This window comes from Pedobacter sp. GW821-FHT01D05, assembly GCF_059422505.1.
Map to the genome: position 1 here is coordinate 219,244 of NZ_JBWKXA010000003.1, position 15,469 is coordinate 234,712.

Annotated in this window: 13 protein-coding genes, 1 tRNA gene and 1 riboswitch; of the genes, 8 read left to right on the plus strand and 6 right to left on the minus strand. The window is 39.8% G+C overall.

Translation table 11 applies throughout. The annotated features are described in order from the left end of the window. Nucleotide 1: 1 nt before the first annotated feature. Nucleotides 2-77 (minus strand) — tRNA-Met (locus tag AC07VK_RS13085). Between the two features lie 113 nt (nucleotides 78-190). Here AC07VK_RS13085 and era point away from each other — a divergent pair. The 4 genes from era (at nucleotide 191) to AC07VK_RS13105 (ending at nucleotide 3,744) form a co-directional block, all read left to right on the plus strand. After that, nucleotides 191-1,087 carry a GTPase Era gene (era, locus tag AC07VK_RS13090; RefSeq protein WP_492952547.1) on the plus strand — a complete coding sequence of 299 codons (897 nt, stop codon included), beginning with the start codon at nucleotides 191-193 and terminating at the stop codon, nucleotides 1,085-1,087. A gap of 16 nt (nucleotides 1,088-1,103) precedes the next feature. Next, nucleotides 1,104-1,610 carry a TlpA family protein disulfide reductase gene (locus tag AC07VK_RS13095; protein WP_492960977.1) on the plus strand — a complete coding sequence of 169 codons (507 nt, stop codon included), beginning with the start codon at nucleotides 1,104-1,106 and terminating at the stop codon, nucleotides 1,608-1,610. A 155-nt stretch (nucleotides 1,611-1,765) separates the two neighbouring features. Then, nucleotides 1,766-3,067, plus strand: a complete 1,302-nt coding sequence (gene der, locus AC07VK_RS13100; RefSeq protein ID WP_492952549.1) for a ribosome biogenesis GTPase Der — start codon at nucleotides 1,766-1,768, stop codon at nucleotides 3,065-3,067. Nucleotides 3,068-3,234: 167 nt separating this feature from the next. Further along, entirely contained in the window at nucleotides 3,235-3,744 is a 510-nt protein-coding gene (locus AC07VK_RS13105) for a GNAT family N-acetyltransferase (RefSeq protein ID WP_492960979.1), read from the plus strand. A 95-nt stretch (nucleotides 3,745-3,839) separates the two neighbouring features. Here AC07VK_RS13105 and blaB1PEDO read toward each other — a convergent pair whose 3' ends face one another. The 5 genes from blaB1PEDO to AC07VK_RS13130 form a co-directional block, all read right to left on the minus strand. Beyond that, nucleotides 3,840-4,553 (minus strand): PEDO-3 family subclass B1 metallo-beta-lactamase, encoded by a 714-nt coding sequence (blaB1PEDO, locus tag AC07VK_RS13110; protein ID WP_492960981.1) that lies wholly within the window; start codon nucleotides 4,551-4,553, stop codon nucleotides 3,840-3,842. A 73-nt stretch (nucleotides 4,554-4,626) separates the two neighbouring features. After that, a complete protein-coding gene (locus AC07VK_RS13115; protein ID WP_492960983.1) occupies nucleotides 4,627-5,133 on the minus strand; it encodes a GNAT family N-acetyltransferase in 507 nt (168 codons plus the stop codon). A gap of 103 nt (nucleotides 5,134-5,236) precedes the next feature. Further along, nucleotides 5,237-5,833, minus strand: coding sequence for a short chain dehydrogenase (locus AC07VK_RS13120; RefSeq protein ID WP_492960985.1), 597 nt, complete (start codon nucleotides 5,831-5,833; stop codon nucleotides 5,237-5,239). 208 nt (nucleotides 5,834-6,041) lie between these two features. Then, nucleotides 6,042-7,175, minus strand: coding sequence for a histidine decarboxylase (locus AC07VK_RS13125; RefSeq protein WP_492960987.1), 1,134 nt, complete (start codon nucleotides 7,173-7,175; stop codon nucleotides 6,042-6,044). Between the two features lie 152 nt (nucleotides 7,176-7,327). Next, entirely contained in the window at nucleotides 7,328-8,935 is a 1,608-nt protein-coding gene (locus AC07VK_RS13130) for a S41 family peptidase (RefSeq protein WP_492960989.1), read from the minus strand. 190 nt (nucleotides 8,936-9,125) lie between these two features. Between AC07VK_RS13130 and murQ the strand changes: the two genes are divergently transcribed. The 4 genes from murQ to metH all read left to right on the plus strand — a co-directional run bounded on the left by murQ (nucleotide 9,126) and on the right by metH (nucleotide 15,456). After that, nucleotides 9,126-9,929: an N-acetylmuramic acid 6-phosphate etherase gene (gene murQ / locus AC07VK_RS13135; RefSeq protein WP_492952556.1), complete on the plus strand. Its 804-nt coding sequence runs from the start codon at nucleotides 9,126-9,128 to the stop codon at nucleotides 9,927-9,929. 114 nt (nucleotides 9,930-10,043) lie between these two features. Next, entirely contained in the window at nucleotides 10,044-10,610 is a 567-nt protein-coding gene (locus tag AC07VK_RS13140; protein WP_131028099.1) for a hypothetical protein, read from the plus strand. 38 nt (nucleotides 10,611-10,648) lie between these two features. Next, nucleotides 10,649-11,404, plus strand: a complete 756-nt coding sequence (locus AC07VK_RS13145; protein WP_190327277.1) for a Bax inhibitor-1/YccA family protein — start codon at nucleotides 10,649-10,651, stop codon at nucleotides 11,402-11,404. Nucleotides 11,405-11,517: 113 nt separating this feature from the next. Next, a riboswitch (SAM riboswitch) is annotated at nucleotides 11,518-11,621 on the plus strand. 133 nt (nucleotides 11,622-11,754) lie between these two features. Beyond that, nucleotides 11,755-15,456 carry a methionine synthase gene (gene metH, locus AC07VK_RS13150; RefSeq protein ID WP_492960992.1) on the plus strand — a complete coding sequence of 1,234 codons (3,702 nt, stop codon included), beginning with the start codon at nucleotides 11,755-11,757 and terminating at the stop codon, nucleotides 15,454-15,456. Nucleotides 15,457-15,469 lie beyond the last annotated feature (13 nt).

A 15,469-nucleotide genomic window follows, 5' to 3' on the forward strand; every position in this document is an offset into this window, starting at 1 on the left:
TTGGTAGCGGGGACACGACTCGAACGTGCGACCTTCGGGTTATGAGCCCGACGAGCTACCAACTGCTCCACCCCGCACGCTATACAACTCGTTTTTTCTTTGAATTAAATCCTTAACTCTGTTTCCGAATTGGAATGCAAAGATATAATTCGTTTCTTTGTGCTGCAAATTTTTTTTAAAAAATATTTTAATGGCGCATAAAGCAGGTTTTGTTAGTATAATAGGTAAACCAAATGTAGGTAAATCTACCCTCATGAATGTGCTTGTAGGCGAGCGACTTAGCATTATAACTCCTAAGGCACAAACCACAAGACACCGCATTTTAGGTATCGTAAATGAAGAAGAATATCAGATCGTTTTCTCTGATACGCCGGGTATAATTAAGCCAAAATACAGTTTACAAGAGAGTATGATGAGCTTTGTTAACGGATCTTTGACCGATGCAGACGTACTTTTATTCGTAACCGACATCAACGAAGAGCATGACGAGGAAGACGTAATGGAGAAAATTCTGAACCGTAATATCCCAACAATTGTACTCATCAATAAAATAGATAAAGCATTACAAGAACAGGTTGATGAGAAGATTGCCTACTGGCAGGAGAAGCTAAATCCGGTTGCTATTTATGCAATTTCGGCTTTACATAAACATAATGTCGACGGATTATTGGATCGCGTGCTCGAAATGTTGCCAGAACACCCGCCATATTACGACAAAGAAGATTTAACCGATCGCTCAGAACGTTTCTTCGTTTCGGAGATTATCCGTGAAAAAATCTTCCTTAATTATCAGAAAGAAATTCCTTACAGTACCGAGGTCATTGTGAAGAGTTTTAAAGAAGAAGAAATGAAAAATGGTAAAGGTGCCATGATCAGGATTACGGCAGAAATTGTGGTCGAACGCGATTCGCAAAAGAATATTTTAATCGGTACGGGCGGAAGCATGTTGAAAAAGGTAGGTACCGAAGCACGTTTAGAGATCGAGAAATTTTTAGACAATAAGGTTTTCTTAGAGATGTTTGTGAAGGTAATTCCCGACTGGAGAAGTAAAAAGAATTACTTAAAAAGCTTCGGTTACGATAATTAATTTCGATTTTTAGGATATGAAGAAAAATTTAACGTTTCTCCTGCTGCTGATCGGTACAGCAGTTTTTGCTCAGGAATCAAACAATGGTAAAAAATTGTGGGCGAAATCTATCCTTAACGAAAAAGCACCAGACCTGGTTGTTGAAAAATGGATTTCAAAACAGCCCGATACCAAAGGGAAATTTGTACTGATCGATTTTTGGGCAACCTGGTGCGGACCATGCAGGGCATATATCCCTACATTAAACGATCTTCAAAAGAAATATGCCGATAAAATTGTAATTATTGGTGTTTCTGATGAAGCAGCTGAAAAGGTAGAAGCTTTTAATAATCCTAAAATCAACTATTTTGAAGCCATCGACACGAAAGGGACAGTAAAAGACTCGCTTCAGGTTAAAGGTATTCCGCATGCTATTCTTATCGATCCGAAAGGAATTGTAAGGTGGGAGGGCTTCCCCTTATTGCAGGGAAATCAGTTAACCGAAGAAGTAATAAAAGGACTTTTAGAAAAGTATAAAAATTAATATTAATAGAGGTTACGAAAAAATAACCGTACCTTTGCAGCCCGAAATAAATCGGTTAGTAGTTGATAGTCAATGGCTGATAGCCAAATAGTTTGGGCAGCTTGCCCAAACATCACGACCATTAACTATAAGCCATTAACTATCAAAAGAACACCATGAGTAATATTATAGCCATCGTAGGCAGGCCAAACGTAGGCAAGAGCACCCTTTTTAATAGATTAACTGAAAGCCGTAAGGCCATTGTAGATGATATGAGCGGCGTAACCCGCGATAGACACTATGGAGTGGGGGAGTGGACAGACAGACAATTTACGGTAATCGATACTGGTGGTTATGTAGCCAACTCAGAAGATGTTTACGAAGCTGCTATCCGCGAGCAGGTAATGATCGCCATCGAAGAGGCTAGTGTTTTAATCTTTATGGTGGATGTAACCACAGGCATTACCGATTTAGATGATGATATTGCTCAGGTATTGCGCAGAAGTAATAAACCCGTTTTTGTTTGTGCAAATAAAGTAGATAATACTGCTTTATATAACGAAATCCATACTTTTTACGGTTTCGGATTGGGCGAAGTATATCCATTGTCGTCAATGACGGGTTCTGGAACAGGAGAGTTGTTGGATGAGATTGTTAAAAATTTCGAAGACATTCCGGAAGAAGAAAATCAATTGCCGAAGATTACCATTGCGGGTCGTCCGAATGTGGGTAAATCGTCTCTGGTTAATGCATTAATTGGGAAGGAACGTAATATTGTTACTGCAAATGCAGGTACAACCCGCGATTCGATCAAAATTCATTATAACCAGTTCGGCCATGAGTTTATGCTGATCGATACTGCCGGATTACGTAAAAAAACAAAGGTTAAAGAAAACTTAGAGTTTTATTCGGTAATGCGTACCATTAAAGCTTTAGAAGAGGCTGATGTTGTGGTATTGATGATCGATGCTGTAGAAGGAATTGAAAGTCAGGATATCAATATCTTCCACCTGGCCGAGAAGAACAAAAAAGGTATCGTAATTCTGGTTAACAAATGGGATTTGATCGAAAAAAATACACAAACGATGAAGGCTTTCGAAGAGCAGATCCACGAGCGTATCCGCCCGTTTACCGATGTGCCGATCATTTTCACATCCGTATTAAACAAGCAGCGTATTTTTAAAGCCATTGAAGCAGCTTTAGAAGTTTATAAAAACCGGAGCAAGAAAATCCCTACATCTAAATTAAATGATGTGATGTTGCCGCTGATCGAGAAATTCCCACCACCGGCATTAAAAGGAAAACACATTAAGATTAAATACATCACGCAAATTAATGCTACTTCGCCAATGTTTGCTTTTTTCTGCAACTTGCCACAGTACATTAAAGATCCATATAAACGTTTCATCGAGAATAAATTGAGAGAAAATTTCGATTTTTCCGGTGCACCGATCCAGATTTATTTCAGACAGAAATAAGTTTGAGGTGGAAGGTTAAAGGTAGAAGGCGTAAGGCCAATATGCCGAAAAACCAACGTATTTAAAACAGGGCTGTTTCTTTCAGAAATAGCCCTGTTTTTGTTTTGCTCCAGTCGAAATGACGATCCTCCTTATCTGTGGTAAAAAAATACCCTTACCTTTGCCTCATGCAATTACAAGTTCTAAATAGCCGGGCAACTGATATCGATATCATTTTCGAATTTTATGATATGGCTATAGCCCATCAAAAAAAAGTGTTTAACAAACACTGGCAAGGCTTTAGCAGAGAAATGGTGCAGACCGAAATCGATGAAAACCGTCAATATAAAATTCTTGTAGACGGCGTTGTAGCCTGTGTATTTGCCGTTACGTTTAACGATAGCTTGATTTGGGGAGAACGTGATCATGATGCGATTTATATCCATCGGATTGTAACTCATCCCGAATTCAGAGGCTATTCTTTTGTGAAAGAGATTATCAAATGGGCCAAAGATTACGCGGCAAAAAACAGCATTAAATTTATCAGAATGGATACCTGGGCAGACAATGAAAAACTGCTCGAATATTATACAGGTTGCGGTTTTGATTATGTTGGTGTAGTAACCATGGAAAAAACTGATGGACTACCAAAACACTATGAAGGAATTAGTTTAAGTCTGTTTGAGATTGTGTTATAATAACTGGATTTTTTTATAAAGCGATCGTTTTGCTGATCCGATAGCTATCGGATTTGTTTCAGCATCCTTAAGTTGTATAAGGACGTCGGTAAGTTCTACTTTTTCTCCCTCAACAGCTTCTGCGTATGATCTAAAGATTCCCTGTTTCCCCAGGCATCATGCCCGGTAATCACAAATTTGGTGTCGGGGTATTTCTGCTTTAACTTTTCGATGCTTTTTGGCCATGCGGCTAAATCGGACTCTCCGATATAACCCAAATCATCTGCTTTGGTGCTTTTAATCAGGCAGCCGCCGAATAAAACTTTGTCTTTTGGAAACCAAACCACTAGATTATCCTTTGTATGCCCCTTGCCGGCATAGTAAGTGTTTATTTTATATTGCCCTAGGATAAACGTAGTGTCGTTGGTAAAAGTGTAGGCTGCGCGTGGCGCTTTGTTCGCTTTCAGAATTTCGTCGGTTAATTTATTGGTATAGGTTTTTATGCCCTTACTTTTAAAAAATGCTAAACCGCCAGCGCGATCGCCATGCGAATGTGTGGCAATGGCGAGCACTACTTTTTGGTGATGTTTAGCCTGAATAGAATCTAAAAACGGCTGGAACTGTGTAACATCCCAGGGAGCATCGATTACAACAACACCTTTATTGGTTACCAGGTAAATGGCATTTGCATCTGTTAAAGTACCTTTATAGGTATTGTATGTGGTGTAAACATAAAGATCGCCAGTTAAATGTTTGATTTTTATTTTTGGATTTTGCGCGAAAGAGGCAAAGGCACATAAACAAAGTAAAAAGGGAAGCAGATAACGCATAAGGTAAAGTTTAATAATCGATTCTAAAAATAAATGGATTGCCTTCAATGCAAACGAACACAATTGATTTAAATTATTTCAATTCAATTTTCCAGCTCAACATATCATCAACTTCTCCAATATGGATAAAGTTATTTTTTTCTAAAATGGAATACGAGGCTACATTATCTTTAGTGGTAGCGGCAAAAACCGATTTCACCTTTGGCTGTTGCTTAGCCCATTCTATTAAGCGGCCAACCGCTTCTGTCATAAAGCCCTTACCTCTAAATTCTTCGTAAGTGCCATAACCGATTTCAATTTCACCATTTGGATCAGGCTCACCAACGAAACAGATATCACCTACCATTCTATGGTCGGGTTTAGATATGATTGTCCATAAGGTATGGTACAGGTAATCTTTATCCTTGTCGAGAACGTTAGGTAAAATTGTTTCTTGCAAAGCATCTTGAAGCGATGGAGAAATATTTTTTTTGGTTGGTAAAAGGCCAAACTCTTGTTCTAAAGAATGATCATCTTCAATGTATTTTAAAAGCTGATCGTGTGTTAATGGTCTTAAAATGAGGCGTTCTGTTTCTATCATGCTTGAGTTTGTTAGGTAGACTAATATAAAGCTTTGGCTTTTGAATAACCAAAATTTTAGAACAAGCTTTTGTTAAAAAACGTCTTAAAAATGCGGAGCGCAATTAATAAACCTTTATTACCTGGCCTGTTATAATGCCCAGCACACTTTTCTCGTAAGCTTTAACCACTTTCTCCATACTAACCGGAATTTCACCAGGAAAAGAATCGAAATAAGCAGGTGAATCTTCAACCACGTTAGGGCTAATAGCGTTTATACGAACCCCATTTTCGAGTTCTGGAGCAGCAGCGAGAACAAAAGAATTTAATCCTCCGTTTATTGCGCTTAGTGCGGCACCAGCAGCTACAGGATGATCAGCCAATATGCCCGAAGTTAGCGTAAATGACCCACCTTTATTAATGTAATGCTGACCGATAAGCACCAGATTAACCTGGCCCAATAGTTTGTCCAATAAGCCACGCTTAAATATTTCACCCGTCATTTGGCTTACAGGCGCAAAAGGACCTTTTCCACTGGTGCTGATCAGGGCATCGAATGCACCAATCTGCTCAAACATGGCTTTAATCGATGCTTCATTGGTAATATCTACCTGAACATCACCTTTGGTATTTCCTACACGGATGATCTCATGTTTTTGCGCAAAGGCTTCAGCTACTTTTTTGCCCAGTGTGCCTGTTGCACCTACAATTATTATTTTCATAGCGTATAATGTTAATATAAAAAGGGCCATTAATTACACAAATTTCGCAGAAAAGCGCTGATTTGGAATTTTAGACCGCGTTAATCTGTGTAATTGGCAGGAAATTGATAGCCATAGTACAGTTACTTATCACTCTGTGTATTTAACGTTGTAATACTAATTTAGCATCGTTATTAAACATCGGGGTCATTAAAATGTTTGTATCGCGTTAATCCTGCAATACCATTTCTGCTTTTAGGTCGGCAATCAAAAGATCGATGTGCGCTTGCGTTACATTGGGCATGCAGATGATATGTGTATTTCCCTGCTCCGCTGCCAACTGCCATTTTTTACAGATTGTTGCAGATGGGGCAGGGAAATTTACGGTTATGGCATTCGCATTTCGCCATGCAGCAATACCCAGCGCTTTAAGTTTCTGTTCGGTATAAGCTGCAGTTGCTAAACTGTGCAAGGCTCTGCTTTTTAAACCTGCTATACCCAAACGTTTAATGGTGTACCATAAAAATAAGGGGCTATGGCCATTTCTAGAGCCGGTAATGGTGGTATCAACACTTCCAATATAAGCCACCGAACGTGCAATCCGATCACGGTTCGATTTTTTGGCAATCACCACACCGCAAGGCATGGGTGCACCAAAAAACTTATGACCGCTAATGGCAATGCTGTCTGCACCATCTTCAAAATCGAATGCTGGTCTTGGTTCGATTAATGCACTGTAAGTGCCAGAAAGCGCCGCATCAGCGTGCACATAATAATGTTGGATAGCCAGTTTTTTTAAGATGCTTTTAATTTTGGCAACATCATCACGTGCTTCGGTCATAGTGGTGCCAATATTGGCCATAATAATAACCGGCATATGGCGGTTCATCCTAATGGTGTGTTCAAGATCTTCGTAATCGATTTCTCCATTTTCCTGGGTGCGGATAACGATATTCGACATATTAAGTAAGTGCAGGTTCTTTTGCACACTATAATGTGTAGCTTCGGAGTAATAAACCATTCCTTTTGGATGTAACTCTCGGGCAAGGTATAAACCATACAGATTGCCTTCTGAGCCACCATTTGTTACATAACCCCACCAGTTATCTGCAGGTGCACGGAAAAGTTCAGCAAAAAACTGAACGACTTCTTTTTCGAGTTCACGCGAGCCTACGCCATAGGTTGAATCAACAAAAGGATCACCCAGGTTGTTCATCGGATATTTTAAAAAATCAGAAAGTGCCTGGTAATCGAAGTCTTTCGAAACGGGATAACCTAAGAATAAATCGGTCTGTTTCTTAACGTTCTCTAACAGATCAATTAATACCTGTTGATCTTTTTCCTGTAATTTGCTCGCTTCCATAAAAATATGATTTGCGGACAAAATTAGACAAAACAAAATATAGAATTTTTATTGTGTTTAAATTAAGAATATTATATTGAATTTTATTGTTTTTGTGAAATTAAAATTCTTTTCAACCTGTGGGTTTATCTCCCGTGAAGTATAAAATATGGCTATTGAAGGTTGAGTAATGCTTGTCTTACCGCGTTGTCGGTTTGGTTTGCGGCCTTATAATAACCTACGTCGCCAAGATAATAACGGCAAAGTAAAGCTTTCAGGTCATTAAGGATCACATTCTTCGAGTTGTACAATTGAAAACGATCGATCTGAACATTTTTGCGCTGAAGAAATCCGATGAAATCCTTAAAATCGTTATCATTTATGGTAAAGATATTAATATTCTGTTCTACAAAACTGGCACTGTATTTATTGGTAAGTACATTAAATACGTAATCAGAAAGTACTTTTTTGCTCACTAAATTGGTGTAAAATTTATTGTAGCCGTTAGTGTCTAATTTAACAAATACATCGGGCTGTATACCGCCCAAAGGTTTATTTTTTTTTGTTGGTTGGATATTTACGCCTTCGGTTTTCTCAATAGAATCTTGAAAAGAGGTCCGGTCTCCGGTAAGCTCTCCGTCCATCATGCGTTCGTCCAATTCGTGTTTGTAGGCGTCGTAACCTTTTTTATACGACTTTTGGATACTACGACCGGATGGTGTGTAATATCTGGCGATAGTTAAGTTCAATGCAGAGCCGTCGCCAAAAGCAAATTGCTCTTGTACCAAGCCTTTACCAAAAGAACGGCGGCCAACAATGATTCCGCGTCCCAGATCCTGGATGGCTCCAGCTACAATTTCGCTGGCCGAAGCAGTATTTTCATTAATCAGGATAGCCAGTTTGCCATTTTGAAAAGCGCCAGTGCCCGTAGAAAAATAATCGGTACGTGGCTCATGTTTGCCCTGTGTGTATACAATAAGTTTGTTCTCGGCTAAAAACTGATCGGCCAAACCTGTAGCGGCAGTAAAATAACCACCTCCATTGTCGCGCAGATCAAGAATCAGTTTTTTCATGCCCCTTGCTTTCAGGTTATTGGCTGCAACAGAGAAGTCGTTATCGGTATTGGCGCCAAACTTACTGATCCGTACATAACCTGTTTCGTTATTGATCATATAAGCAGCATCAATACTACTGATGTTTACTTTTCCGCGCGTAACCATAATGCGGTTACTTTGTGCCGCGCCAGGATGTAAAAGTACTACGCTAACACCTGTCCCTGATCTGCCTTTAAAACGACCGGTAAGTTGTTCTTTTGGTAAGTTTCTTCCACTTACAACTGCTGTATCAATACTCAGGATTTTATCGCCCAATTTTATCCCCGCCTGGTAGGCAGGACCATCTTTAACCACGCCTGTAACCATCATGGTATCGTTAAGCATATAATATTCTATGCCCACCCCCTCAAAGTTCCCTTCCAGATTATCGGTCATATCCTGTACATCGGTTGGCGGCAGGTAAACACTATGTGGATCGAGTTGGTGTAAGACGCTATCTATAGGTAAGTTTTGAAGCGAATCGGTATTGATGTCATCAACATAATTACCGTTGATGATGTGTAAGATTTCGTTTAATTTTTCGTCGCTATTGCTGGCCAGCTGAGGGCTTTTTTTAACGCCAAAGCCTTGGTCTTTAATAAATTTTATGCCCAAAAACATACCCACTATTAAAATTACAGAATAGCTTACAGCGATCAGTATGTTATTTCGGGTATTTTTTTTCATCAGCGTTACTGCAAATTTATGAAAATTAGCGAGTTGATATATTTTTTAACTGCATTTTCATGTCTTTTGTTTATAATATTTAACATTAATTAACGCAATGGAGTAATAGGTTGAAATTTATGACAGATATTTTTGGGTTTTTAGGGTAGTTTTTAGAAAGAATTTACCGAATTTTATCAAAATTAAATTTATGAATAGAGTTACCGAGCAAGAATCTAACTATGACCACATCGATCAGATGTCGGTGTTAGAAGTTTTGCAGGGCATTAATAACGAAGATAAAACTGTAGCATTTGCAGTTGAAAAATCTTTGCCTCAGATCGAAAAATTAACATCGGCAGTGGCCGATCGAATGAAAAAAGGTGGTCGTCTTTTTTATATAGGTGCGGGTACAAGCGGTCGTTTAGGTGTGGTAGACGCATCAGAATGTCCGCCTACATACGGTGTTCCTTTTGATTGGGTTGTTGGAATTATTGCCGGTGGAGATACAGCGATTAGAAGAGCGGTAGAATTTGCTGAAGATGACGCCGAACAGGCCTGGAAAGATCTTCAGGAATTTGAAATTAACGAGAAAGATTGTTTGGTTGGCCTGGCAGCGTCAGGTACTACGCCATATGTAATCGGCGGATTAAACACGGCACGTAAGCATGGTATTTTAACGGGTTGCATCGTTTGCAATACCGGCGGACCAATTGCTGCAGAATCGGATTTTCCGGTTGAGGTGGTGGTTGGCCCTGAGTTTGTAACCGGTTCTACGCGTATGAAATCTGGTACGGCGCAAAAAATGGTGTTAAACATGTTAAGCACTACCGTTATGGTTCAGTTGGGGCGTGTAGTTGGCAATAAAATGGTCGATATGCAGTTAACCAATCATAAACTCGTAGACCGCGGTACGCAAATGGTTGCCGATGAACTGAATATTGGTTATGATGAAGCTGCCGAGTTGTTAACCCGTTATGGAAGTGTGCGTAAGGCAGTTGAAGCAAGGCACTAAGAATTGAGAGAAGAATAGAATGAAAGAATGATTGAAGGATAGAATGATGTAAAGTAGAAATGACCTTAACATTCACTCATTCAAAACTCACTCATTCAATAATTAGAGAAAAGTATGCACGAAATTGAGCCTTATTACCAGTGGAGAGATGATTATATTTCTGCAGAAGATGAGCGTTCGCCATTTTACAATACCGAATATTCAGAACTTTACTTCGATAAGCAGATTTATAACTTTTTACTGCACCCGCAATGGGACGAATTTGGTTCAAATACCCTATACATGAAGGTGTTATATGCCGATTATGATCGCAGTTATGCCGTTATAGAATTTATAGGCGAGTGGAACGATGCCATTAACAACGACATTATGCTGCTGAAACGTGATATTTTAGAGCTGATGATGGATGAAGGCATTAATAAATTTATCCTGATCGGTGAAAATGTACTGAATTTTCATGCTTCAGATGATAGTTACTACGAAGAGTGGTTTCAGGAAGTAGAAGATGGCTGGATTGTTGGGGTAAATTTTCAGGAACATGTAATCACCGAGTTTCGCGATAATAACATCGATTATTACATTAACTTTGGTGGTGCATTTGACAATCTGCCATGGCGCACCCTAAAACCGCTACAGTTCTTTAAAAAAGTTGAAGAACTGCTGACAAAAAGATTAAACTAAATATTTATTTTTATATAGTTAAATACGCAAAATTTAAAATGGAACAACAAAATTATCAATATCAGGACAACAGTGTTTTTGTACAGGAAAAATCTGTTTCTAAAAAATTCTTTGCAAACGTTTTCTTATGGATGTTCGTTGCATTGAGTTTATCAACAGTAGCCGCCTATTTATTTGGTACCAATGAGCAGTTAATGCAATACCTTTTAAATATTAATCCAACAACTGGTAAAGTGAGCATGTCAATTTTTGGTTATGTAGCCATGTTTGCACCGCTTGGACTGGTTTTATTAATGGGATTCGGTTTAAGTAGATTGTCATTACCGGCGTTAATTGGCGTTTTTGTACTTTATTCAGTACTAACTGGAGTTAGTTTAAGTTTTATCTTGTTAACTTATACTTCAGGTTCAGTAGTGAGCTGTTTTGCAGGAGCAGCCGGGATATTTGGAATAATGGCATTTATGGGTTATACAACCAATATCGATCTAAGTAAATTCGGGCCGATTTTAATGGTTGGAGTAATTGGCTTAGTGATTGCCAGTGTAATTAATATGTTTATTCAAAGCGAGCAGTTCAGTTTGTTTATGGCATTTATTGGTATTGCCATATTTACGGCATTAACGGCTTATGATGTACAGAAAATCAAAAGAATTGGCGAAGGGATCGAAGCTAGCGGCGAACAGGTTCTTCAGATTGAATCTAAAAAAATGGCTATTGTAGCTGCATTGTCTTTATACTTAGATTTCCTAAATATCTTCCTTTTCTTACTTCGTATTTTCGGAAGCAGAAAATAGTCATTAACAGAACAATATTCTTAAGGCCGTGCAGAATTGCATGGCCTTTGTAATTTTATTTGGCAGCAAAGCGATAAATTTTGGAATTGATGTTGCTTTGTTGCATTTTTGTATGCTTATTAAGAAAGACGGAGGGATTAGACCCAACGAAGTCTTAGCAACCTGTAACCTACAAGGTGCTAAATTCTATTCTGCAAATAGCAGAAACAGATAAGTTTAGGATTACGATTCACGTACCAACTTTTTAAATAAGCTTTTTAGAGACTTGAGACTATAGATTTGAGATTTTAGACATTGCGTCTTATCCACTCTCCTATCTGATACCTCATATCTCAAATCTTACAACAAGAATGAGCATAAGAGAAGAATTAGAAAAACGTATTTTGGTGATTGATGGTGCAATGGGTACCATGATTCAGCGATATACCTTAACCGAAGAAGATTTTAGAGGGGAGCGATTTAAAAACCATCCCTGTGATGTAAAAGGCAATAACGATTTGCTCAACATCACACGTCCGGATATTATTAAAACAATACACCTGGAGTACCTGGCCGCTGGTGCCGATATTATCGAAACCAACACGTTCAGTACACAGCGCATTTCCATGGCCGATTACCAGATGGAAGACCTTTCTTACGAAATGAGTTTTGAAGGTGCGCGGGTAGCAAAAGAAGCCGTAAACGAGTTCATGGCTGCAAATCCAGACCGTAAATGTTTTGTGGCCGGTGCCATTGGCCCAACCAACCGTACCCTTTCCATGTCGCCAAATGTAAACGATCCTGGTTTTAGGGCAGTTTATTTTGATGAACTGGAAGCTGCTTATTACGAACAGGTACGCGGTTTGGTAGATGGTGGTTCTGATGTGTTATTAATCGAAACCATTTTCGATACTTTAAATGCTAAAGTGGCTATTGTAGCCATTAAAAAATACGAAGAGGTAATTGGCCGTAAACTGGAGATCATGATTTCCGGCACCATTACCGACGCCTCTGGCAGAACACTTTCAGGTCAGACTGCCGAAGCTTTTTTGAACTCTGTAATGCATGCAAAACCATTAAGTATCGGTTTTAACTGTGCTTTGGGTGCTAAAGAAATGCGTCCGCATATTGAGGAGCTTGCTGCAAAAGCAGGTTGTTATGTTTCGGCCTATCCAAATGCCGGTTTACCAAATGAGTTTGGTGCTTACGATGAGCAGCCACATGAAACCGCACATTTGGTTGACGATTTTATTGCCTCTGGTTTTGTGAATATTGTGGGCGGCTGTTGTGGTACCACACCAGAGCATATTGGTTGTATTGCCAAAAATGCGAGAAAAGCTGAACCTCGAAAAATACCGGTTCTTCAACCATATATGCGTTTAAGCGGGCTGGAACCTGTAACCATTACCCCAGAAAGCATTTTTGTAAATATTGGTGAAAGAACAAATATCACCGGGTCTCCGAAATTCTCTAAACTGATTTTGGGCGGCGATTACGAATCTGCACTGGCCGTTGCCTTACAACAGGTTGAAGGTGGTGCGCAGGTAATCGATGTGAATATGGATGAGGGGATGTTGGATTCTGAAGCAGCAATGACCAAATTCTTAAACCTCATTGCTTCTGAACCTGATATTGCCAAATTGCCCATCATGGTCGATTCATCTAAATGGTCGGTTATCGAAAATGGCTTAAAATGTTTGCAGGGAAAAGGAATTGTAAACTCTATCTCCTTGAAAGAAGGGGAGGAGAAATTCCGCGAAAGCGCACGCAAAATTATGCAATATGGTGCTGCTGTAGTAGTAATGGCCTTTGATGAGCAGGGACAGGCCGATAATTACGAACGCAGGAAAGAAATCTGTAAAAGAAGTTACGATATCCTGGTACACGAAATAGGTTTTCCGGCAGAGGATATTATTTTCGATCCGAACATCTTAACGGTGGCAACTGGATTAGAAGAGCATAATAATTATGCTGTTGATTTTATCAATGCCACCCGCTGGATCAAAGAAAACCTACCTCATGCTAAAGTGAGTGGAGGGGTTTCTAATATTTCTTTCTCTTTTAGGGGGAATAATACCGTGCGCGAAGCCATGCACTCCGCATTTCTTTATCACGCCATTCAGGCTGGTTTAGACATGGGGATCGTAAACGCAGGGATGTTAGAGGTTTATCAGGAAATTCCACCCGAGTTGTTAGAAAGGGTAGAAGATGTACTTTTAAACCGAAGAGACGATGCTACGGAGCGATTGGTAGAATATGCCGATACCGTAAAATCGAAAGGTAAAGAGGTGGTTAAAGATGAAGAGTGGCGAAAAGGTTCTGTTGAAGAGCGGTTATCGCATTCTTTAGTAAAGGGAATTGTAGAATACCTGGATGATGATGTGGAAGAAGCCAGGCAAAAATATGCCCGCCCGATTCAGGTAATCGAAGGTCCATTGATGGACGGGATGAACATTGTGGGTGATTTATTCGGTGCCGGAAAAATGTTCCTGCCCCAGGTGGTAAAATCGGCAAGGGTAATGAAAAAAGCCGTAGCCTATTTATTGCCGTTTATCGAACAGGAGAAGCTGGATAATCCCGATCAGGACCAGAACTCATCTGCCGGAAGAGTGTTAATGGCCACCGTAAAAGGCGATGTGCACGATATTGGAAAAAATATTGTGGGCGTGGTATTGGCTTGTAATAACTTCGAAATTGTTGATATGGGCGTGATGGTTCCTGCGCAGGAAATCATCAAAAAAGCCAAAGAAATAAAAGCCGATATTATTGGTTTAAGTGGATTGATTACACCATCGCTTGATGAAATGGTTCACTTTGCCAAAGAAATGGAACGCGAAGGTTTTACCATTCCCTTAATTATTGGTGGGGCAACTACTTCAAGGATCCATGCTGCTGTAAAAGTAGCGCCAAATTATTCAGGGCCTGCTATCCACGTGTTAGATGCTTCGAGAAGTGTTACCGTTTGCAGTACTTTAATGAATCCGGATACGAGAGACGAATATATTGCAGGCATCAGGGCCGAATATGATAAAGCCCGCGAAGCGCATTTAAATAAACGATCGGATAAGCGTTTTAAAACGCTGGAAGAAGCCCGTGCAAATAAGTTTAAGATCGATTTTCAACCTAACCTGCCTGTTCCCGAATTTACTGGTACAAGGGTTTTCGATAATTATCCTTTAGAAGAGCTGGTTCCATATATCGATTGGACGCCGTTTTTCCATACCTGGGAGCTCCGCGGAAGTTATCCGAAAATTTTCGGCGATAAAAATGTAGGCGACGAGGCGAAAAAACTTTTTGATGATGCACAAACTTTATTAAAACGCATCCTCGATGAAAAACTGTTAACAGCAAGGGCCGTAATTGGTTTCTGGCCAGCAAATGCGGTAGGAGACGATATTCAGTTGACAGTTGATGGTTCCCAGTCATCAGATGATTCCCAACTGAAAACTGAAAACTCCCAACTGGTAACTATTCACACCCTTCGCCAGCAGGCCGAAAAAGTAGATGGGCAGCCTTATTATGCTTTGTCTGATTTCATTGCGCCGAAAGAAAGTGGTATTCAGGATTATTTTGGTGGTTTTGCCGTAACTGCAGGTATAGGGATTGATGAACTGGTGAATGAGTTTGAATCCAATTACGATGATTACAACAGCATCATGGCCAAAGCACTGGCCGATCGTTTAGCTGAAGCCTTTGCCGAGCGCATGCACGAACGTGTGCGTAAAGAATACTGGGGTTATGCACAGGATGAAAACTTGAGCAATCAGGAATTGATTAAGGAAGAATACGCAGGTATCCGTCCCGCGCCAGGTTATCCTGCCTGTCCGGAACACACCGAAAAAGGAACTTTATTCCAATTGCTTGATGCGGAGAATAAAATTGGACTTCACTTAACCGAAAGTTATGCCATGTACCCAACAGCAGCGGTAAGTGGGTTTTATTTTGCGCATCCCGATTCGAGGTATTTTGGATTGGGAAAAATTACCAAAGATCAGATTGAAGATTATGCCATCAGAAAGAATATGCCGATTGAAGAAGTAGAGCGGTGGTTAAGTCCAAATTTAGCTTATTAACCCCAGCTCCTAC

Bases quoted from the DNA above. Each gene is read 5' to 3' on its own strand.
- era (WP_492952547.1), top strand. From the start codon at position 191: ATGGCGCATAAAGCAGGTTTTGTTAGTATAATAGGTAAACCAAATGTA.
- AC07VK_RS13095 (WP_492960977.1), top strand. From the start codon at position 1,104: ATGAAGAAAAATTTAACGTTTCTCCTGCTGCTGATCGGTACAGCAGTT.
- der (WP_492952549.1), top strand. From the start codon at position 1,766: ATGAGTAATATTATAGCCATCGTAGGCAGGCCAAACGTAGGCAAGAGC.
- AC07VK_RS13105 (WP_492960979.1), top strand. From the start codon at position 3,235: ATGCAATTACAAGTTCTAAATAGCCGGGCAACTGATATCGATATCATT.
- blaB1PEDO (WP_492960981.1), bottom strand. From the start codon at position 4,553: ATGCGTTATCTGCTTCCCTTTTTACTTTGTTTATGTGCCTTTGCCTCT.
- AC07VK_RS13115 (WP_492960983.1), bottom strand. From the start codon at position 5,133: ATGATAGAAACAGAACGCCTCATTTTAAGACCATTAACACACGATCAG.
- AC07VK_RS13120 (WP_492960985.1), bottom strand. From the start codon at position 5,833: ATGAAAATAATAATTGTAGGTGCAACAGGCACACTGGGCAAAAAAGTA.
- AC07VK_RS13125 (WP_492960987.1), bottom strand. From the start codon at position 7,175: ATGGAAGCGAGCAAATTACAGGAAAAAGATCAACAGGTATTAATTGAT.
- AC07VK_RS13130 (WP_492960989.1), bottom strand. From the start codon at position 8,935: ATGAAAAAAAATACCCGAAATAACATACTGATCGCTGTAAGCTATTCT.
- murQ (WP_492952556.1), top strand. From the start codon at position 9,126: ATGAATAGAGTTACCGAGCAAGAATCTAACTATGACCACATCGATCAG.
- AC07VK_RS13140 (WP_131028099.1), top strand. From the start codon at position 10,044: ATGCACGAAATTGAGCCTTATTACCAGTGGAGAGATGATTATATTTCT.
- AC07VK_RS13145 (WP_190327277.1), top strand. From the start codon at position 10,649: ATGGAACAACAAAATTATCAATATCAGGACAACAGTGTTTTTGTACAG.
- metH (WP_492960992.1), top strand. From the start codon at position 11,755: ATGAGCATAAGAGAAGAATTAGAAAAACGTATTTTGGTGATTGATGGT.